Raw genomic sequence first — 20,769 nt, forward strand, 5'->3', positions numbered from 1 at the left:
GTTAATCATGTTAATTAAAAAATGGTTATTATCTTCGCATCGTATTGCCATTATGGCTGTCATGTCGAGTTTATTGATTCTATCCGCAGGCCAACCGCGTACTTCTGCCGCTGCTGCTGTTATCACCCCTTCATTTACACAGGTCGAGACTAATACTTATTACTCCGTTGCATTGCGAAGTGACGGCTCCGTGTGGACTTGGGGGCGGAATTTGTATGGGGAGCTTGGCATTGAGAAAAAAGTGACGATTGGCCGTTTCCCTACTCCACTGCGCCTTTCGAATCTCTCTAAAATCATTGGCATTTCGGTAGATGTCTCTAATCAATATCAGCTAGGCGTACAATCCGATGGAACCATCTGGGAGTGGGGCAGAGACGTTAACGTCTATAAGCAATCCATTCTGCCAAGAACGGTTAAAGGAATTACAGGTGCCGTCGCTGCTGCTTCTGGTGGTGGAATCGCAAGTGCACTGTTGAATGACGGAACGATCGTTTCGTGGGGGAGGCTCGCCGGAGACGATGATTCACAAGTCAAGGCAACTCCGATAGCGAAATTGCAGAACGTCACCGCGATCAAACAAGATGGACAATTCGGCTATGCCGTGACTAAGGATGGTTTCGTTTATGCTTGGGTATCGAAGCTAGATGTAAATCGGAATTTAGTGTTGGGCAAGCCATATAAGCTGCCAGGCATTGCCAACATCAAGCAATCCAATGCAAACTGGGATGCAACGATCGATAAAAGCGGGAGGCTATGCAGCTGGCAGCTTGACCCATACACAACGACCCCTTCATCTGGATTAACATTTGTGGAGAAGCCAGCTTGTGTAGCCTTGCCATTGAAAGTAAAACAAGCATCGGGTAATTTGCTGCTAGCAGACACAGGTGTCGTCTATATGATGAAAAATGGTAAACCGGTCAAAGTTAACGGGTTGCCTGCTATCGTATCTATAACCAGCAGCAGCTATCACCAGCTCGCAATCGATAAACAAGGGCAAATATGGGGCTGGGGCGCGAATCAATGGTTTGAAACTGGCAGCCCAACCTCAAGCAGCGACGGAATGGTTTACAAGCCTGCACTGCTGGAGCGTGGCGTCGACATATTCATCAACGGCCAGCTTATAACTTCATCTGTTCCTGCATATGTATCCCAATCATCGGTTCAGATACCGATTAACTCATTCTCCAAGCGATTAGGCATACAGTTTACGGTTGCAACAGGAATTGGAGAGAAGTATAGCACGATTTATAAGTTAGTTAGAGGCGACAAGACGTTAACGATTACGCGAGAGGCTGATCGGACGCTTGTGGAGCTCAACGGCCAACCGATCCCGTTCCCGGAGGGGATTGGCAACTCAGTTGGTTCGGTTACCGTACCCTATGAAATGTTGAGCGCGCTTGGAATAACAGCAAGTTGGGACGAAACGATGCATCGATTAAAGCTAACTGTTTGATCCGTTGCCTGAAAATGTGATCCGCCTTGTGCGGGTCTTTTTTTGTTTTCATCACTATCCCTAAGCTCGAATATTGTAGTAAAGAGATGACGCACAAGGGAAGGGCGGGGTCTACCGTGCAAATGCCGATTTATCGCCCGCAACACCATGTTCGCTTTGTGACGGCAGCTGCTTTATTCGATGGCCATGACGCTTCCATTAATATTATGCGGCGCATTCTTCAAGCTTCGGGGGTGGAGGTTATTCATCTAGGCCACAACCGCTCGGTGGATGAAGTTGCAAGCGCAGCAATTCAAGAGGACGTGCAAGGCATTGCGATAAGCTCGTATCAAGGCGGGCATATCGAATATTTGACGTATCTATACGATCTGCTTCACCAGCAAGGGGCTGGGCATATCCAAATCTTCGCGGGTGGCGGCGGCGTTATCATTCCAGCGGAGATCACCCGATTGCATCAGTATGGGATCGCCCGTATTTTTTCTCCTGAGGATGGGCGAGAGATGGGCCTGCAGGGGATGATCAATCATATGGTCAAGCGATGCGATGCCCCGACGCCAAAGTTAATAGGTGAAGAGTTGCCAGCGGCTTTACAGACGTACAATTGGAGCACAATCGCTAGGCTCATTACGCTTGCGGAACAGCGTGTCGCTAACGTTCCCGAGGATGAAAGCAATGAAGCTTTTTTCGCCCAATTGCATGCCAATGTTACCAATACGCCAGTGGTTGGGATAACCGGTACAGGCGGCGCGGGCAAAAGCTCACTAACCGACGAACTTGTGCGCCGCTATATCGGCCAGTTCCCAGACCGAACGATCGCTATCTTATCCATTGATCCTTCAAAGCAAAAATCAGGCGGCGCACTGCTCGGTGACCGCATTCGCATGAATGCGATTCATGATCCCCGGGTGTACATGCGCAGCATGGCGACGCGAAGCTCCAAGTCTGAAATTAGCGATGCGCTTCCGGATGCGATCGCTATCGTCAAGCAGGCTGGCTTCGATCTCATCCTTATTGAGACAAGCGGGATCGGCCAAGGCAGTTCAGCCGTTGTAGGGCTGTGTGATATTGCGATGTACGTCATGACGAGCGAATTCGGCGCCCCTTCCCAGCTGGAGAAGATCGATATGATCGATTATGCGGACATGATCGCCATTAATAAATTTGAACGCCGCGGTTCTGATGACGCGCTGCGAGAAGTCCGCAAGCAATATAGGCGGAGCCGTCAGCAGTTCGAGCTGCCCGATGAGCAGTTGCCTGTGTTCGGGACGATTGCCAGCCAATTCAATGATTCAGGCACGACGGTGCTGTTCGCCAATCTCATGGCGCTTGTTGCTTCCAAGAAAGGCGGCAATTGGCCAACGCCTATCATCGATAATCAGAGTAAACCAACGCTGCGCAATCGAATTATCCCGCCCGAACGGGCCGGTTACCTCGGGGACATTGTTCGAACGATGCGCCAATCTAAAACGTTTATCACCAATCAGGTGCGAATTGCACGCCAGATCGCTCATTTGCGAGGGACCAGATCGCTTATTCAATCCGAGCTGGAACGTACGCCGGCCATTACAATTAAGAATGCTGAACAGGCATTAGACGTAATCAATACAATGCTAAGCCAATACGAAGCTAACATGGATACGGCTTGCAAAACACTTTTGGCGGAGTGGCCAACCGTGCAGGAGGTTTACAAGCAAGAGCATCTCATCACACATGTTGGTCCCAAAATGACGAAAATGCCTTTAACGGCCGAATCGTTATCGGGCCTTCGCATTCCCCGCATCAGCCTGCCTCGTCTGGAGGATGACGGCGACCTGCTTCGCTGGCTGCTGGAAGAAAATTTACCGGGCTATTTTCCCTATACGGCTGGCGTGTTTCCGCTCAAACGAACCGACGAAGATCCTAAACGGCAATTTGCAGGAGAAGGAACGCCTGAGCGAACGAACCGGCGATTTCATTTCCTGTGCCAGGGCGAAGAAGCGAAGCGGCTGTCTACCGCTTTCGATAGCGTGACTTTGTATGGGCAAGATCCGAATATACGGCCCGACATTTATGGCAAAATCGGCAACAGCGGCGTGAACGTCTGCACGTTGGATGATATGAAGAAGCTATATGCAGGCTTTGATTTGTGCAGCCCGTCTGTAAGTGTATCGATGACGATTAACGGGCCCGCTCCGATTATTTTGGCAATGTATATGAATGCCGCGATTGATCAGCAAGCGGAACGGTATGCGCGGGAGAACGGGAGAGCGCCATCAGAAGGCGAGCTCGAACAGATCAAGGCAACGGCACTGCGAACAGTGCGTGGCACCGTGCAAGCCGATATTTTGAAAGAGGATCAAGGCCAAAACACATGCATCTACGCAACAGAATTTGCCCTGAAGATGATGGGGGACATCCAGCAATATTTTATCGACCATCAGGTCCGCAGCTATTACTCGGTTAGCATTAGCGGCTATCATATTGCGGAAGCAGGGGCGAATCCCGTCACCCAATTAGCTTTTACGCTGGGCAATGGATTTACTTATGTGGAATATTACTTGTCACGTGGCATGGCGATTGATGATTTTGCGCCGAACCTGTCCTTTTTCTTCAGCAACGGCTTAGATCCTGAATATACTGTAATGGGGCGAGTCGCTCGGCGAATCTGGGCAACGGTGATCAAAAACCGTTATGGCGGCAACGCCCGCAGCCAGAAGCTCAAATACCATGTTCAGACGTCGGGGCGTTCGCTCCATGCGCAGGAGATGGATTTTAACGATATTCGAACGACGCTTCAGGCGCTCCTCGCGATTTATGACCATTGCAATTCCTTGCATACGAATGCGTACGACGAAGCGGTTACGACACCAACGGAAAATTCGGTTCGGCGCGCAATGGCGATCCAAATGATTATTAATAAAGAGTTTGGCGTGGCCAAAAACGAGAACCCGCTTCAAGGCTCTTTCCTCATCGAAGAATTGACCGACCTGGTCGAAGAAGCCGTGTTGAACGAATTGCTTCGCCTGCATGATCGCGGGGGCGTGCTTGGTGCAATGGAAACCGCTTATCAGCGAAGCAAGATACAAGAGGAATCGATCTACTACGAGCATAAGAAGCATAGCGGCGAGCTGCCGATCATTGGCGTGAATACGTTCATCCACCCGAATCCAGAAAACGACCGCTCTAGCATGGAGCTTGCCCGCTCTACTGAGGAGGAGAAACAAGCGCAGATTACGAATCTTGCAGCATTTCATCAAGCGCATCAGGAAGCATGCGTGCCTGCGCTGCTTCAATTAAAGCAGGTCGCACGGAGCGGCGGGAACCTATTCGAAGCTTTAATGGAAACGGTCCGGTTCGCTTCACTTGGCCAGATTACACAAGCCTTGTACGAAGTAGGCGGGCAGTATCGCCGTAACATGTAAGCGCTTAGGCAAGAGAGGAGGGGCAAAATGAAAATTTATACGAAGTCAGGCGACAAGGGGCAAACGAGCCTCGTGTACGGGCAGCGGGTTTCCAAACATGATCTTCGCGTTCAAGCCTATGGCACGTGTGATGAAGCCAATTCGATGATTGGGCTCGCGCTCTCTAGCCTTGGGCAAGGCAAAGAGTCCCTTGCAATCAAGCAATCGTTTCATGCAATCCAAACGAAACTGTTTCATGTGGGGGCCGAGCTGGCGACGCCATCTGGGAAAAACGTCGCTTGGCCTATTATCGAGGATGACGTTCGTTATATCGAGGAGCTTATCGATGAGCTGGACGCCAAGCTGCCTCCTCTTACAACTTTTATTCTTCCGGGCGGGCATCCTTCCGGCGCTGCGTTTCATGTGGCACGAACGATCGTACGCCGCGCGGAACGGATCGTCGTTTCATTGTTGGAGAAGGAAACGGCCAATCCCGTTGCGCTTGCCTATTTGAACCGGCTGTCCGATTTGCTGTTCGTTACTGCCCGTTACGTCAACCTGCAGTCCGGCTGTGCGGAAGCAGTGCTGCATCAGCCTTAATGTGGATGAGGCAGTTGACCGGACCAAGCTTACGTGGTACGATTCGAATATTCAAAATTGCAGAAGCTACCGGACAACCGGGGACACTTGTATGATGTGTCTCCGGTTTTTTTGTATCCGGCTGGTGCCAGGAGGAGAAAGAGACCATGACCGAAACGATTCAATTGCTGCGCGCCCATCGATCTATCCGCAAGTTCAAAGACACTCCGATACCGGACGAGCATTTGGAAGAAATCGCGCTTGCGGCGCAGGCGGCTTCAACCTCGTCGAACATTCAAGCTTATAGTGTCGTTGCCGTGCGCAATCCGGAACGCAAAATGACGCTTGCCGAGCTGGCAGGCAACCAGAAGCATATCGAGCAAAGCCCTCTATTCCTCGTCTGGCTCGCTGACCTGAACAAAGTTCAAACCGCGATTCACCTTCATGAGGATACTGAGCTTCAGCAGAATACTGAGCTGTTTCTGCTGGCCACGGTTGATGCCACATTAGCGGCGCAAAATGCGGCCATCGCAGCGGAATCGCTCGGGTACGGAACCGTTTATATCGGCGGTATTCGCAACAATCCGCAGGCGGTATCCGAGATATTGGAGCTTCCGCCGCTCGTTTACCCTGTATTCGGGTTAAGCATTGGCGTGCCAGATCAAGAGCCGGACCTTCGCCCGAGGCTGCCGCTGCAAGCGTTTCTGCATGAGGAAGTGTACCAGCAGGAGGAGGTAGTCGCCGGCATCAAAAAATATGACGAAACAATGCGCGCCTACTATGCGTCGCGAGCAGGCGGCGAGTCCGATACCCAATGGTCACTAGAACTAATACGCCGCTTTAACGGCGGAAAGCTGCGCGAGCATTTGCATCCGTATTTGGTAAGCCGTGGTTTCGATTTAAAATAACCGAACGAAAGAAGGCTGCCGAGCCGGGCTCGGCAGCCTTTGTGCGCAGATTGCTATCGCTTCGCTATTAATAAACATCCTTACATAACCAGTTATAACAAGATATGCTTAGAAGATATATCGGACTACGATTGAAGTCAATAGATTGTGTTAATTTACCTAACATAAAATCGACTGTTTTGAAGGGGGAATTTGAATTTTATTTGATTTAAGTCAACAAACGTGACATCATAGAGGGAAGGATACAGCAAGAGCAATGAGATGTTTGGCAGGGGAGGAACAGGCATGGCAGAGGAGCGATTACCGAAACAAATATACGAACAGCTCGCTTATTTTCGCTATCAGATTCGCAAGTTCATTCGATTTAGTGAAGAAGCCGCGAGGAGCAAAGGGCTAACGCCACAGTATCATCAGCTCATGCTGTCGATTATGGGATTTCCCGGCAGGGAATATGCTACGCCCAAAGAGCTTGCAGAGCGCCTTCAGGTGACCCCGCATGCTTGTGTGGAGCTCATTAAACGATGCGAGGAGTTGGGGCTTGTATACCGATTCCCTAATCCGCAGGATAAGCGAAGCACGTTTATCGGATTGACGGAGTCTGCAATGAGCGTATTGGAGGAGTTGTCGGAAATCCATCGGGATGAGCTGGCAAGGGCTGGATTGCTTGAATTTGAGCCTGGTTATCGAAGCCCATTAGCCAAGTAATGGCTGTATGGATTTTTTGAACTATGGAAAGACCAGAAGAAAAGCCACTGAAATTCGAGTTGGCTTTTTTCTGCTGCAATGATTTAATAGAGTAGTATGCCTCTTCATGAGCTACACGAAAGCGATATGGCCGTCATCAATTAGGAGGGGACTTTGAATATGAAGCTAAAGGAACTCGTTACCGGCAAGAATGAGGAATTGTTCAATCGCGTGGCCGCTCAATACAAAATCAACTTGCAGCCATCAGAAGATGAAGGCTGTTGGTCCTCTAACACGGATATTAAGTCGAAAAGCGCGACGATCTGTTGGGCAGATAGCCAGCATCCCGAGGAAGCGTTTGTACATGAGCTGCTTCATTTGGATTTGCAAAGAATGGGATTTAAGCGCTTACGTTATGGTTTATGCTCAGCCGATGTGGCAGGGCAGTGGTTTCCGATCTTCATGGAATCGTTGGACAATGAATTCCAGCATCACAAAATGTACAACCAGTACGTTGAAATGGGCTACAATCCCGACTTTTTCTATGATGATGACGATGCCGTAGCGATTCCGCTGATCATCAATGAAATATTGAACCAACCGATTCCGAACAAAATGACGCTGCTTCCGCATTATCTGACCGTTACAGCGGCCGGTGTTGAACGGATGCTGCCTGATCTGGCAGATATAAAGCTGCGATTCCGCCAAAAATGCAGCCAGCGTGTGGCAACCATTTTCGATGTGATCGACGCGCAACTTTTGAAATGGATTTCATTCAACAGCTTGGATGCCCAAGCGCCGATCACTGAGATCATTCGCAGCATCCCACACGCCCAACAAACGTTCATCGGCTTCGGAGAGAAGAGCGAATTTCCGAATAACGGCTTCTTTACGGAGCAACCGTTTAAGCTTAAATAGAATGGCTATAAGCTGCTGCAAGCTGGTTCAGGCTAGTGAAAGCTAGTGAAAGCTGTCGAGAAAATCTCGACAGCCTTCTTTGCATTTCAGCATCACGCTGGATTGCGAGAGTAGAGTAATAGAGTAGGAAAACCTATCCTATTCACTCCAACGTGGGCGAATCGGGCATATAGAGTAGAAAAACCTACTCTATCCTGCCGGTGGGGGGCAATCGCACGCAAAACGAGAAATACCCAAGCAGTTTCCACCGCTCACTTCGGCTGGTATAATAAGGAGAATGATTGTCGAACGTAGATTCGCGTTTATGGAGTTGATCCTATTTTGAACCAAATGCCGTTAGCAGCGTTTCACCCTGTAATCACCGAATGGTTTACAGCAGCGTTTGGCGAGCCGACCGATGTACAGGTACGGTCCTGGCAATCGATTCACGATCGCCAACATACGCTAATTGCTGCACCGACTGGTTCCGGCAAAACATTAGCAGCGCTGCTGCCTTGCCTGGATGCCGTTGTGCGCGAGAAGCTCATGTCACGCAGTAATGCTGGCATTGAGCGCGAAGCTGAAAGCAAGCCTGTCTTCAAGCCAGGTGTGCGGGTGCTGTACCTTTCGCCCTTGAAAGCGCTTAACAATGACGTTCATGACCATTTGCTTGCGTTCATAAGCGCGATTGATAAACTAGCCGCGGAACGGGAAACGGATTGGCCAGGCATTCGCTGTGCGGTTCGCACGGGAGATACGCCGTCTTCCCAGCGGGCATCGATGGCGAAACGCCCGCCGGAGGTGCTGCTTACAACACCAGAATCCCTTTACATCTTGCTGACTTCTGCAGGCGGGAGAGATATGCTTCGCACGGTACAGCATGTCATTGTCGATGAAATTCATGACTTAGCGGCGGACAAGCGTGGCTCCCATCTATCGCTCTCGTTGGAGCGGCTCGTCCACTTATGTGGCAGGCCTGTGCAACGAATTGGCGTATCCGCGACCCAAAAGCCATTATGGCGTGTTGGCCGTTTTCTGGGCGGTTGGGCGGAGCATGCGCTTACAGATGGGCATGGGAGTGATTCAGCAAGTGAGCTAGCTATCTCTGCATTAGATGAAACTGGTCAATCAATATGGGATAACGATAAATCGAAAGCCATATCAGCGCCGCCTCATCCACTTGGCTTCATGCCCCGCCCCGTATCTATCGTCGAGAGCACGATGAGAAAAACGATGCAGGCCATCGTGACGATGCCGGATATGTCCAAGCCGGTCGCAACGCGGGAAGCGGTATGGCAACCCATACTAGAGCGGTTATTCTCACTTATGGAAGGCAGCCGAACGGTGCTGCTGTTTGTAAACAGCAGGCGAATTTGCGAACGGCTATGCTTACGGCTTAATGATGCTGCCGGATACGAAATGGCGCGTGCACATCATGGCAGCATGGCCAAGGAACGAAGGCTAGAAGCCGAACGGTTGTTGAAAACAGGCGAGCTGCGTTGTATCGTCGCGACTTCTTCGCTTGAGCTTGGCATCGATGTCGGGCATGTCGATCTGGTTTTGCAAATCGATCCGCCTTTTGACGCGGCAGCGGGCATTCAGCGAATCGGCCGTGCTGGCCACTCTGTAGGCGATATAAGCAGAGGCGCTATCATTGTTCGGCATCGCGGCGCACTGCCAGAAGCTGCTGTATTATCTAGGCTTATCGTCCAACGTGAAATTGAGCCGATTCAAATTCCGCAGCAGCCGCTAGACGTCTTGTCCCAGCAGACGGTCGCAATGGCCGCAAATTCGGATTGGACGGTTGAAGAGTTGTACCGCCTTATCGTGCACAGCGATACGTTTCGGGCGTTTCCCCGTGAACGGCTCATTGCCATGTTAAAGGTGTTGAGCGGCTTTTATCCATTCGCGCGGCCGCTTCTTGACTGGAATCGGGATACCGATGTGCTGACGGGACGGCGCGCCGGCGGAATCGCGGCGTTGACAGGTGCAGGCACGATCCCAAGCAGCTCGGCTTATCCGGTGCATCATCAAGACAGCCGCGCCCATCTTGGGGAGCTCGATGAAGAATACGTGCAAGAAAGCCGGGTCGGCGATGTGTTTCAGCTCGGATCGAACAATTGGATGATTCGGCGCATTGATAAAGATCGGGTTTACGTGGCAGAAGCGGCTAACAGCTTTAGCGAAATTCCTTTTTGGCGGAACGAAGCAGGCGGGCGCTCAATCGGTTTAGGGCTGCAAATCGGTGCGTTTGTACGGGAATTGGCGGAGCGGCTCGCGCTTTCTGATAGCCAAGAAGGTGCGGGGAAGCTCCCGTTACATGATGGCAATGCGAGCGATACAGCCGAGACAGTGGCTCCACCTACGCCGGGGGAAGCAGCAAACCAGCCAATAGGCAGCGGGCACGCAAATTCCGACGCAGTTGCCATGCAATGGCTGCATGATGATTACGGAATGGATGGCGTTTCTGCTGAACAGCTGATCGGCTATATCCGCTCGCAACATGCCTTTTGCGGCTTGCCGACCGACCGTCGCATTATCGTTGAGCATTATCGGGATGTGTCGAACCAGACGCATGTTATTATTCATAATCCTTTCGGCCGCAGGCTGAATCGCACATGGCTGCTTGCCATCGAGCGGCAATTTGAACAACTGCTGCCTTACCGCTTATATGGAAACGCGAAGGATAATGGAATTGAATTCGTACTGCCGGAGTGGGATCCGTCGTGGCTGCAGTCGATTTGGCATGTGACGCCGGACAATCTTGAGCCACTTCTGAACGAAGCAATTACGAGTTCCCCGCTGCTTGCCATCGCTTTTCGCCACTTGGCAGAAACATCGCTCCTGCTCTCACGCAGCTTTACCAGAACGCCTCTATGGCAAAAAAGGCTGCGCAGCGAGGAGCTGTTGAAAGAGGCGCTGCCGTACGCATCGCAATTTCCGTTCCTTGATGAAGCGATGCGCGAATGCATGAACAGCTATCTCGATCTAGAGGGGCTTCGTGAAACGCTGCAAGCAATCGGGAATGGCCAGTTCGAATTTATGATCCGCGAAACAGCATATCCGTCTCCGATGGCAACGCAGTTCATTGCCGAATATGTCAACATGCGTATCTATGAAGGGGACGGCCTGGATGATATCGTTCGGATGCAGCTGCTTAATGTCAGCCGTGAGCTGGCGGGCAAAGTGTTCGGCACTGAAGCGGTGAGCGGCATCATCACGCCGGAGATTTTGGAAGAAGAGCGGCTAAAACTGTCGGCCGCTGGGCATACGGCATCGGATGCAAACGAACTGCTCGCGCTGCTCAAACGTTACGGCGATCATGGCATTGATGAAATTATTCGTTGGACGGGCACTTCGGGGATCGAATGGGTCGAGCAATTAAGCAAGCAAGGCGCAATCGAACAAGTGAATGTTGGGCAGCCTGGCGGAGATGGTCCAATACGCTGGATTAGCCGGGATGAACGTGAGCTTTATGCTGCATTTCCAGTTGATCCTGTTTCGTTAACGTTCATCATTGGCCGTTATGCGGAACACGAACTATCCATTACGGAACCTGAGCTTTGCGACCGATATCCGCAATTGTCGCTGGCAGCTGCAAGAGACACGGTAGATCTGCTCATCTCGCAAGGGCGGCTAGAACAAGCGCCTTTCGCATCCGATGCTGAGGAACGGCTGTGGACAGGACGCCGAACCGCTGCGCGCCTCATTCGCCTTTCCATTAACGAAACGAGGAAACAGGCGAAGCCAATCCATCCAAGCCGGTGGCTTGTTCAGATGGCAACCCGGCAATATGCGCTGAGCGGCCTGCAAGTGCGCGGTGAGGAAGGGCTTCGCGCAGTAATTGGGAAGCTGCAAGGGCTATATCTTCCACTATCGCACTGGGAATCGATCGTGTTCCCATCACGCATCGCAGATTACCGGCCGGAGCAGTTGGACCTGCTATGCGCGAGTGGAGATGTCATCTGGCTTGGCAGCAAAGCAAGCGGCGATAAGGAGGGGCGCGTTGCTTTTTTCCTTGTCGAAGATAAAGCGCTTTATGAGCCGTACACGGCTGGGCTAAAGGATAAGCCCTCCGAGCAGCAGCCTTTGCTTGATCGATTGCGTACAGGCGGAGCCGCTTTTCTAACGAAGCTTGCACGCGATGATGGCCGAACGCCATCGGAGGTACTGCAAGCTTTGCTGCAACTCGTATGGGAGGGCCAAGCCTCCAATGATCAATTCGCGCCTCTGCGCCTGCATGCAAGCAAGAAACAACGCGATTGGGCCAAAACAGGCTCAGGGCTTGGCCGTTGGTATTGGACGGGCGGATTGGCCCAAACGGAGGAACAAGCTGGCTGCGAATCCCTCGATGCAACGCAAGCAGAACCCTCTGCCATGCACTGGGTTCGCCATTTGCTCGACAGCTATGGCATTGTCACCAAGGAGCTCGTCGCTACCCTCTCGCCTTTCTCGTGGGACCAGCTGCTTCCCATATTGAAGCAGCTGGAAGAGTGGGGGACGGTGACGCGAGGCGTGTTCGTCGATGGCGAGGCAACGAAGCAATTTACAACTCCGGCTATAGCGAAGTCCCTTCGTACTGCCTTGCCACTAGCGGGAGATAACGCGATTACAATCCTATCTGCCGTTGATCCCGTCAATCCCTATGGGCTAATCGCAGATTGGCCGCGTGCTGCCAATACGCAATTCGCTCGTAAAATCGGGCATTTTCTCATCATGCGTGGGGAGCAGTGGCTGTACTGGATTGAGAATAACGGCAAACGCATTCGAGTAATGGACGATGCCGCGGATGGCCATGGGGATGGCCAAGATATACAGGCACTCCGCATCGCATTAACGGCGATCTTAAGGCGGCAGCACCTTGCAAAAATCGTCATCGAGCAATGGAACAGCGAACCCGTGTTGAGCAGGGAAGCAGGAAGCCAGTTGCTGCAAATCGGTGCAGAAAAAGATGGGCAGCGGCTTGTCCTCTGGCCAAGTGCACTTCGATAGGATAGGCCCATACAATCGAACTATGAGAGGGGAAACGGAATCATGGGGGTACAAGCGATACAAGCCATTCAAGCATTAGCTGATCAAATCCGTGCGAATGTTAGCCAAGTAATCATTGGGAAAGACGAGATCATAGACAAGCTCACGATTGCGCTCTTAGCCTCCGGCCATGTGCTGCTGGAGGACGTGCCAGGAACCGGAAAAACACTGCTCGCCAAAGCGTTTGCCCGTTCCGTCGATTGTGATTTTAGACGGGTGCAATTTACCCCTGATTTAATGCCCTCGGATTTGAGTGGCATTAGCTTCTTTAATCAAAAGCAAGGCGAATTCGAGTTCCGTCCCGGCCCTTTATTCACGAATGTGCTGCTCGCAGACGAAATTAATCGGGCGACCCCGCGAACCCAATCAAGTTTGCTGGAATGTATGGAGGAGCATCAAATCAGCATCGATGGCAAGACGCATCAGTTAAAGCCGCCGTTTCTTGTCGTCGCAACACAGAACCCGATCGAGCAGCAAGGCACTTTCCCGCTGCCAGAGGCGCAGCTCGATCGCTTCTTGTTCAAATTAAGTGTCGGATATCCTTCAACAGAGGAAAGTGTACAGCTACTTAACCGGTTCAGGGACACTCGCCCGCTTGATCAGTTGCTCCCCGTTGCAGACGTGCCTGCAATTGAAAATGCCCAGCGCTTGTTAACACAAGTTCGGGTACATGATGATCTGCTTCGATACATTGTGGCGATTACAGAACAGACGCGCCAGCAAGAAGAGATCGCGATCGGCGTTAGCCCTCGCGGGATGCAGGCGCTCCTTCGCGCTTCACAGGCGAACGCTGCAATGAAAGGGCGCGATTATGTCACGCCTGATGATGTGAAGCAGCTTGCGCGACCTGTGTTAGCGCATCGGCTCGTCCTCAAGAGCGCTTCCCGTGTCCGTGGCGACAAGGGTGCTGCCGAGCGCATCATCGAACGTGTGCTTGCAGCTGCCGAAGTGCCTGCTGAGCAGATGCAAGCGTAGAGGCGCGGAAAAATGGGCATTTATGGGGTTTATGTTCTGTTGCTGCTATGTGCCATCATCGTATTCATTCAGCATAGTTTATTCAAACGGGTAGCGCTGCGGCGCATATCGTATAGCCGTCAATTCGATCGAACCACTTGCTTCGAGGGCGATGAAGTTCACATGATCGAGACAATCGCGAATGAAAAACGAATCCCGCTCCCGTGGCTGCGAGTCGAATCGCTCTTGCATGCATCACTTCAATTCGGCTCTGAGCAGTCAGCTAATCTTACGGTGAGCACGGGACAGTTTCTGCAAAACCATCGCAGCTTCTTCAGCCTCATGCCTTGGCGGCGCATTCGCCGGACCCATCACGTGAAAGCGCTGCGGCGAGGAGCTTATACGCTTTCGACAGTCACGTTAACCGCTGGCGATTTGTTCGGCATAAGCGCTGCAAATAAACAGTTCCTTTTTACCGAAAGGTTGCTCGTGTACCCTCTTCCGTTATTGCCAGAACAGATGAATTGGCCTGTACGCGGCTGGCAAGGTGAGCTGTCGGTGCGCCGTTGGGTGGTAGAAGACCCATTTCGGCGCATTGGCGTTCGCCCCTATCGTCCAGGCGATTCCATGCGATTCGTCAATTGGCGCGCCACCGCCCGCTCAGGTGAGCTGCAGGTTCACCAACTGGATACGACGGCTGATTATCAAGTATTAATTGTGCTTAACGTGGAGGATCACGCTGAAGTATGGCGCAACATTACCAATATTGCGCGAATAGAGCAAGGGATTCGCCTTGCAGCGGGAATAGCAGAGCAGCTCATTCACAATGGCATGGAGGCTGGATTCGCTGCAAACGCGCCGATGGAGGATGAGCCGAAAACTTCCATTTACGTGGCAGCTGACAGCGGAGAACCGCATTTGTACCTGCTGCTAGAAGCGATGGCGAAGCTTAAAGTAGAACGGCTGCAGCCTTTTGCCGACTATTTGCATATGTTGGCTGGACAGTTGGAAGCGTCGGCTGACCTGGTTTTATTAACCTCATACATCGACGACCGGCTGCATGATGCTGTGGAGCAGCTGGAAGCAAGCGGACATCGCGTCGTCATTCAGCTCATCGAAGAAGAGAGCGAGGCGAATGCTTCATGATGCAAGCTAGCTTATGGCAGCATCCTGCTGCCCGAACGGTTTTGCGCGGTTTGCTCGTGCTGCTATTGTTCTTGCCCATCGCTGTTTGTTTTGCACGGCTTGCATTGCCCGTCGATCTAACGGTCCGATTTCTCATTCTGATTCCTTTCGTGCATATTGCAGGCCAAACCATTGAACGCATATTGGGCAGGAACGGACGTTGGTTGACCGTTAGTTTGGTTATTCTAATTGTGTTCGCGCTATCGTTTCGTGTGTTTGGCCTTAACCAAGCCGGCGTGTTGATCGCGATGGCATATGGATTCTTCGGCATTCATGGCACATTGCTGCCGCCAGATGGACGCGTAACTACTTTGCCAGTCGCTATGTATTTGATGGCGCTGCTATTGAATTTGATAAGCCCAATTCTCTTGTATAACGATGAAGGTTCCACAGCGTATGTGCCATTCGTTAATGCGATTATCGCTATTACGGTCCTTGCCTGCTTATTCATCTGGAATAGCCGGCATCTTGAGCGGGAAGCGCATCCGGACCAGAAGGAGAGCGGCGTGGCGCGTTCAATTGTTTGGCATAATCGGCTTTTGGTCGCTGGAATGGGAGCCATTGTTTTGTTCTTGGCACTTCTGCCAGCATTGAGTGAAGGAATGCGCCGCATTTTTGCGTTGCTGCTGGAGTGGTTAAGTGAACTATTTTCTTCAACAGAAGGCAAGCCGGCGGAACATCAACAAGCTACGATGCAATCACCGCAATCACTGTTGGAAGGCAAGCCGAATGAACCCGGATTGTCGCTGCTATTTCTCGAGCGAATCATGTCCTATTTTGTTGTAATCATGATATCCATTCTAGCAACTTGGGCGATCTACAAGCTCGTGCGGGCGATGCCAGGGCTAGCCCGATTCGTACAACGATGGCTTCAGCGGGTAAGAGGGAGGGAGAAGCTCGCGGCAACAGCAGCCGGCTACGAAGATGAGATGGAGCGAATCGAGCCTAACGCAGCGGACAAGCGTCGCGCCCCATTACTCGGCCGGCTTTTCCGCAACAAAAACGGCGAAGAATGGTCCTCGCTTGCCGATAATGCTGCCCGAATACGTTACCTGTACAAGACAGCGCTTCAGAATCGGAGCAATCTCGGTTATACGGTGAAGCCTCAATTGACGCCGAGGGAAACCGCTGAAGAGTTAGCGCAGGAGGAAGCGAATCATCTGGCGATTTCTCAGGACATTATCAATCTATACGAAGGCGTAAGGTATGGGGAACGGGCAGTAACGGATGAGGAAGCTGCTGTGGCACGGCAATTGGAACAAAAGCCTCCAAAACGATAAAGACATACGAAGCACTTGGAAGCGTTGGACGTCTTGATGGCGGCTAACGCTTTTTTGCTGCGTTTATCTCATTTTGCCGAAGGCAATACTACAACGTAATTGCCAAATACGGGAAAACACTGTCCTATCCGCAAGGAGGTGAATACGCTCATGACATCGACAACGCCTGGCTTTATGGTAGCGCCGAAGCTGTCGGACAATTTATACGCGATTCGGCAAGCACTTGGCAACAGCAATGATATCGTCATTCGGGAACTGATGCTCGTGAACGGTCAATCCGCTGCGCTGGCCTATACAGATGGGCTGGTCGATACCCAGAAAATCCAGCAATTCGTCATTGAATCGTTGACGTTCGATTACGGTGAAACCGTGACACTGGACATGCCAGAAGCGATCGCGCATGAACCGTTCCCAGAGCTGTTAAGGCGGTCTATTCTTAAAGCAGGCGAAATCCAGCAGCATTCAAGAATGGATTTGACAATTCGATCCATCGTGTCTGGATTTGCCGTACTTCTTCTAGATGGTTACCCATGCGCGATAACGATGGATATGAAGCTGTTTCCAGATCGCCAGGTCGGTCCGTCTGAGACAGAGCCAGGTGTACGGGGCCCGAAAGATGCTTTTACCGAAAATGTAAGAAAAAACACCGCACTTGTCCGTCGCCGCATCAAAGACCCTAACCTGCGGATCGAATCATTCGAAATCGGGCGCGTCACGCAAACAGATGTCTTCATGCTATATATCAAGGGCATTGCCAGGGAAAGCGTAATTGAGGAAGCGCGCGCACGGCTTACCCGCATTGATACGGACGCGATCTTGGAGAGCGGGTATATCGAGGATATGATCCAGGACAACGCGTGGTCGCCATTCCCGACAGTCTATAACACAGAGCGTCCAGATGTCACCGCTGCAGAGCTGTTGGAAGGCAAAGTCATCATTATGATCGACGGCACGCCATTTGTACTGGTAATACCGGCCCTATTCGTTTCATTCTTTCATGCTTCAGAAGATTATTACCAGCGATTCGATGTATCTAGCTTAATACGAATGCTTAGGTCCGTCGGCGTTTTTTTTACACTGTTAGGACCATCGCTATATATTGCGCTAACAACGTTCCATCAAGAGATGCTGCCTACGCAATTAATCGTCAGTTTAGTTGCGCAACGTGAAGGAGTTCCTTTTCCGGCATTCGTCGAGGCCATGCTGATGGAAATCACGTTCGAAGTATTGCGCGAAGCGGGCGTTCGTATGCCTCGTACGTTTGGCCCAACGGTTTCGTTCGTCGGCACACTCGTTATCGGCCAGTCTGCTGTCGAAGCGGGCATCGTATCTCCAGCGATGCTTATCGTCGTTGCTTTCACAGCAATCTCAAGCTTTGTTATTCCGTCGACAAGCATGTCGATTTCGCTCCGTATGCTGCGATTTCCATTCATGGTTCTTAGCGCAACGTTTGGCTTAATCGGGATGATGGCAGGCATTATCGTGCTTGTCCTGCATCTGTGCAGCTTGCGATCATTCGGAGTGCCATATATGAGCCCGTTGGCGCCCTTTACCTCCCAAGACATAAAAGATACATTATTCCGGGTTCCGCAATGGGCGATGAAGACAAGGCCGCGCCAAGTCGCTAAACAAACGGGCAAACGAAACGCATTGCAGCACTCGCAACCGCCTGCTGCGCCTGATTCTGCGAGTAGCGGGCAGCCCGGACAGGAGTGAATGCTATGCGGATGAGATTAGCCAAATGGCTTACCTGCTTCATGTTGATCCTAATGCTTAACGGCTGTTGGAGCAGCACGGAATTGAATGATCTGGCGATTTCGATGGGCATAGCAGTCGATGAAGAGAAGGATGGTCAGCTGCTTGTCTCGATTCAAGTCGTCGATGCTGGAGAAGTATCAGCTACGAAAGGAACGCTTGGCCGATCGCCTGTTGTGCTGTATCAAGCCAAAGGCAAGACGGTGTCCGAAGCGATTCAGCGGATGTCGACAACGAGCTCACGATCCATTTATAACTCCCATCTTCGCATACTGGTCATAAGTGAAGCTTTAGCAAGGAATGGAATAAATGATGTTCTCGATTATATTTCGCGGGACCGCCAATTCCGAACTGATTTCTCTGTCATTATTGCAAAGGGCGGACGGGCAGAGGATACGCTCAAAATATTGACGCCAATTGAACAAATCCCAGCCGTACAGCTGTTTCGATCGTTGGCGAACTCGCAGAAAGAGTGGGCGCCAACTGTCGTAATCAATTTCGATGACCTGATTCAAATGATGGTAAGCGGCGGCCGGCAGCCCGTCGCCCCAGGGATCGTCGTAATTGGGGATGCGGATAAAGGGAGCAAACGCTCGAATATCACGACATCAACGCCAAACAACCGGTTAAAGTACGTTGGGCTCGCTGTATTTAAAGAGGATCAGCTTATAGGCTGGTTAAATGAAACCGAAAGCCGGGCTTTTAACTTTATCCGGGGAAATGTCATTAATTCAATAAGCAATCTTACGTGTGACGATGGAAAGAACATCTCGCTCGAGGTGCAACGGACGCAATCCAATATGAAAACAAAGCTGCTCAAGGATAAATTAAGCTTATCAGCAACGCTCAAAGTGGAAGCGAATGTAGCGGAGGTCGCTTGTCAAATCCAATTAACGAAAGAAGAAGAGATAATGAAGCTGGAGAAAAAAACAGAGAAGTACCTAAGCAACATAATGAGCAACACGCTCAAACGTGTGCAAACGGAATTCAAGTCGGATATTTTTGGATTTGGCAATGAGGTGCATCGCCATTATCCAGACTACTGGAAGAAACTTAACGGGGAATGGAATGCCCAGTTCGCACAAACGCCTGTTACGGTGCAGGTCGATGTGAAAATCCGGCAGCTCGGCACGGTTAGTGAATCGATGGATCGGCTGGAACATGAATCATCAACCAAAAAAGGCAGTGAAAATTACAAATGATTCGAATATGCGTGATACTGGTCTGCTTAACGATTGTGATCTTCTTGATTCAATGGCTGGCGTTTTTTCGATCGAACAAAGGGAGTAAAGGGGAGAAGGTGGTTTTCATCACCATCGAACAAAGGGAGTAAAGGGGAGAAGGTGGTTTTCATCACCATATTAGCCATGGCGCTTGCGCTTAATATCACAATGGCCATGGATTGGTGGACAACTTCACCGCTAATCCTATTGCGAACCATGTTCGAGCCAGCAGCCAAAGCGCTCGGAATCTGGGGGAAGTTAGGGGTGTAATCATGGGTTTGGAGCGAATTGGCTTACGGCAGCTTTCGATACTCGTCATCCATTTTATGCTCGGCACATCTATTCTTATTGCACCAAGCAATCTGGCGCATGTCGCTAAGCAGGACGGGTGGATATCAGCAACGTTAGGGATAATGCTAGTCTTGGGATCGGTGTGGCTATATGATCTTCTGGCGAGGCGCTATCCGACGTTAACTTTTACGCAGATGATTGAACATATTTTGGGCAAATGGGTCGGAAAGATCGTCTCGCTTATGCTGTTCAGCTACTTGTTCTTGCTGGCTTCCTTCCTTGTGCGTGTGGCAGGCAACTTCATTACGACCCAGATGATGCCAGAGACGCCAATCGAAAGCATTCACTTGATATTAATTATTATCATTGTCATCGCGGTTTGTTATGGAATCGAGACGATCGCTAGAGCCTCTGAGATGCTGTTCTTGCCTGTAACCGTTTTGCTTGTGCTGCTCATTATTTTTCTGCTCCCGGAAATTCATTTTGCAAACCTGCTGCCAATGTTCGAGCGTGGCATTGCGCCTGTAGCACTTAGCACGTTCTATCTGTTCACCATTCAGGAGGTAGCGGTGTTTCTAATGATCTACCCTTATGTGAGCAAGCCAGGCAAGACGCGTTCAGCGATGGCGGTAGGGGTTGTTGTTGGTGGAATTGCGATTATCCTTACGACACTGCTGTGTTTGATCGTGTTGGGTGCAAACTTAACTGAACGCAACATATTCGCAAGTTATTCACTCGCCAAAAAAATTACGGTCGCTCATTTTCTCCGTGTTGATGCTTTCATGGCCATCATTTGGCTCGTTGCCCTGTTTTTCAAGATGGCTGTCACTTTCTACGGATCAGTGCTGTCCTTGTCCCAAACGCTGCAGCTTCCACGTTATCGTGTGCTAGCGATGCCGCTCGGATTCCTATTGCTGTGGCTTTCGACCATTGTGTATAGCAATATCGTCGAGTTTTTAAACTTTACACCGGGCATTTGGTCGATATATTCTTGCTGTTATGTAGTCCTGTTGCCAATCTTGCTGCTTATTATAGGTCGAATCCGCTTCGGGCGGTTCCAAAAGCCAGGTGCGCCAGCAAGCGGCCAACAAAAAATAAACAAGCCGGCTGACGGGTGACCGCCAAGCTGGCTTGTTTGGCTTCATGTAT

13 protein-coding genes are annotated in these 20,769 nt (G+C 51.0%); all 13 read left to right on the forward strand.

The genetic code is table 11. From position 1 onward, the window contains the following. The first annotated feature begins 7 nt into the window (after window positions 1-7). The 13 genes from GON22_RS08180 to GON22_RS08240 all read left to right on the forward strand — a co-directional run bounded on the left by GON22_RS08180 (window position 8) and on the right by GON22_RS08240 (window position 20,738). On the forward strand, window positions 8-1,453 hold the full coding sequence (locus GON22_RS08180) for an RCC1 domain-containing protein (protein ID WP_160395617.1): 1,446 nt from the start codon (window positions 8-10) through the stop codon (window positions 1,451-1,453). A gap of 122 nt (window positions 1,454-1,575) precedes the next feature. Then, a complete protein-coding gene (gene icmF / locus GON22_RS08185) occupies window positions 1,576-4,854 on the forward strand; it encodes a fused isobutyryl-CoA mutase/GTPase IcmF (protein WP_237179076.1) in 3,279 nt (1,092 codons plus the stop codon). A gap of 27 nt (window positions 4,855-4,881) precedes the next feature. Then, window positions 4,882-5,433 carry a cob(I)yrinic acid a,c-diamide adenosyltransferase gene (locus GON22_RS08190; RefSeq protein ID WP_160395619.1) on the forward strand — a complete coding sequence of 184 codons (552 nt, stop codon included), beginning with the start codon at window positions 4,882-4,884 and terminating at the stop codon, window positions 5,431-5,433. A gap of 146 nt (window positions 5,434-5,579) precedes the next feature. Further along, a complete protein-coding gene (gene nfsA / locus GON22_RS08195) occupies window positions 5,580-6,320 on the forward strand; it encodes an oxygen-insensitive NADPH nitroreductase (RefSeq protein ID WP_160395620.1) in 741 nt (246 codons plus the stop codon). A gap of 285 nt (window positions 6,321-6,605) precedes the next feature. Then, window positions 6,606-7,025, forward strand: coding sequence for a MarR family winged helix-turn-helix transcriptional regulator (locus GON22_RS08200; protein ID WP_160395621.1), 420 nt, complete (start codon window positions 6,606-6,608; stop codon window positions 7,023-7,025). 159 nt (window positions 7,026-7,184) lie between these two features. Next, window positions 7,185-7,922, forward strand: coding sequence for a hypothetical protein (locus GON22_RS08205; RefSeq protein WP_160395622.1), 738 nt, complete (start codon window positions 7,185-7,187; stop codon window positions 7,920-7,922). 330 nt (window positions 7,923-8,252) lie between these two features. Then, complete coding sequence (locus tag GON22_RS08210) at window positions 8,253-12,893, forward strand: DEAD/DEAH box helicase (protein WP_160395647.1); 4,641 nt, start codon at window positions 8,253-8,255, stop codon at window positions 12,891-12,893. A 42-nt stretch (window positions 12,894-12,935) separates the two neighbouring features. Continuing rightward, window positions 12,936-13,907: an AAA family ATPase gene (locus GON22_RS08215; protein WP_160395623.1), complete on the forward strand. Its 972-nt coding sequence runs from the start codon at window positions 12,936-12,938 to the stop codon at window positions 13,905-13,907. Between the two features lie 12 nt (window positions 13,908-13,919). Further along, window positions 13,920-15,032, forward strand: a complete 1,113-nt coding sequence (locus GON22_RS08220; protein ID WP_160395624.1) for a DUF58 domain-containing protein — start codon at window positions 13,920-13,922, stop codon at window positions 15,030-15,032. Beyond that, complete coding sequence (locus tag GON22_RS08225) at window positions 15,029-16,351, forward strand: DUF4129 domain-containing protein (RefSeq protein ID WP_160395625.1); 1,323 nt, start codon at window positions 15,029-15,031, stop codon at window positions 16,349-16,351. Before GON22_RS08220 ends, GON22_RS08225 begins: the two co-directional genes overlap by 4 nt. Window positions 16,352-16,501: 150 nt before the next feature. Further along, window positions 16,502-18,067, forward strand: coding sequence for a spore germination protein (locus tag GON22_RS08230; protein WP_160395626.1), 1,566 nt, complete (start codon window positions 16,502-16,504; stop codon window positions 18,065-18,067). A 5-nt stretch (window positions 18,068-18,072) separates the two neighbouring features. Beyond that, window positions 18,073-19,308: a Ger(x)C family spore germination protein gene (locus tag GON22_RS08235; protein WP_160395627.1), complete on the forward strand. Its 1,236-nt coding sequence runs from the start codon at window positions 18,073-18,075 to the stop codon at window positions 19,306-19,308. Between the two features lie 293 nt (window positions 19,309-19,601). Further along, entirely contained in the window at window positions 19,602-20,738 is a 1,137-nt protein-coding gene (locus tag GON22_RS08240) for a GerAB/ArcD/ProY family transporter (RefSeq protein WP_160395628.1), read from the forward strand. Window positions 20,739-20,769: the final 31 nt, after the last annotated feature.

Origin of the sequence: Paenibacillus sp. MMS18-CY102, from assembly GCF_009789195.1 — a bacterium.
Classification (GTDB): domain Bacteria; phylum Bacillota; class Bacilli; order Paenibacillales; family Paenibacillaceae; genus Paenibacillus_T.

Coding starts and splice junctions, on each gene's coding strand:
- GON22_RS08180 (WP_160395617.1), top strand. CDS start 8: ATGTTAATTAAAAAATGGTTATTATCTTCGCATCGTATTGCCATTATG.
- icmF (WP_237179076.1), top strand. CDS start 1,576: ATGCCGATTTATCGCCCGCAACACCATGTTCGCTTTGTGACGGCAGCT.
- GON22_RS08190 (WP_160395619.1), top strand. CDS start 4,882: ATGAAAATTTATACGAAGTCAGGCGACAAGGGGCAAACGAGCCTCGTG.
- nfsA (WP_160395620.1), top strand. CDS start 5,580: ATGACCGAAACGATTCAATTGCTGCGCGCCCATCGATCTATCCGCAAG.
- GON22_RS08200 (WP_160395621.1), top strand. CDS start 6,606: ATGGCAGAGGAGCGATTACCGAAACAAATATACGAACAGCTCGCTTAT.
- GON22_RS08205 (WP_160395622.1), top strand. CDS start 7,185: ATGAAGCTAAAGGAACTCGTTACCGGCAAGAATGAGGAATTGTTCAAT.
- GON22_RS08210 (WP_160395647.1), top strand. CDS start 8,253: ATGCCGTTAGCAGCGTTTCACCCTGTAATCACCGAATGGTTTACAGCA.
- GON22_RS08215 (WP_160395623.1), top strand. CDS start 12,936: ATGGGGGTACAAGCGATACAAGCCATTCAAGCATTAGCTGATCAAATC.
- GON22_RS08220 (WP_160395624.1), top strand. CDS start 13,920: ATGGGCATTTATGGGGTTTATGTTCTGTTGCTGCTATGTGCCATCATC.
- GON22_RS08225 (WP_160395625.1), top strand. CDS start 15,029: ATGATGCAAGCTAGCTTATGGCAGCATCCTGCTGCCCGAACGGTTTTG.
- GON22_RS08230 (WP_160395626.1), top strand. CDS start 16,502: ATGACATCGACAACGCCTGGCTTTATGGTAGCGCCGAAGCTGTCGGAC.
- GON22_RS08235 (WP_160395627.1), top strand. CDS start 18,073: ATGCGGATGAGATTAGCCAAATGGCTTACCTGCTTCATGTTGATCCTA.
- GON22_RS08240 (WP_160395628.1), top strand. CDS start 19,602: ATGGGTTTGGAGCGAATTGGCTTACGGCAGCTTTCGATACTCGTCATC.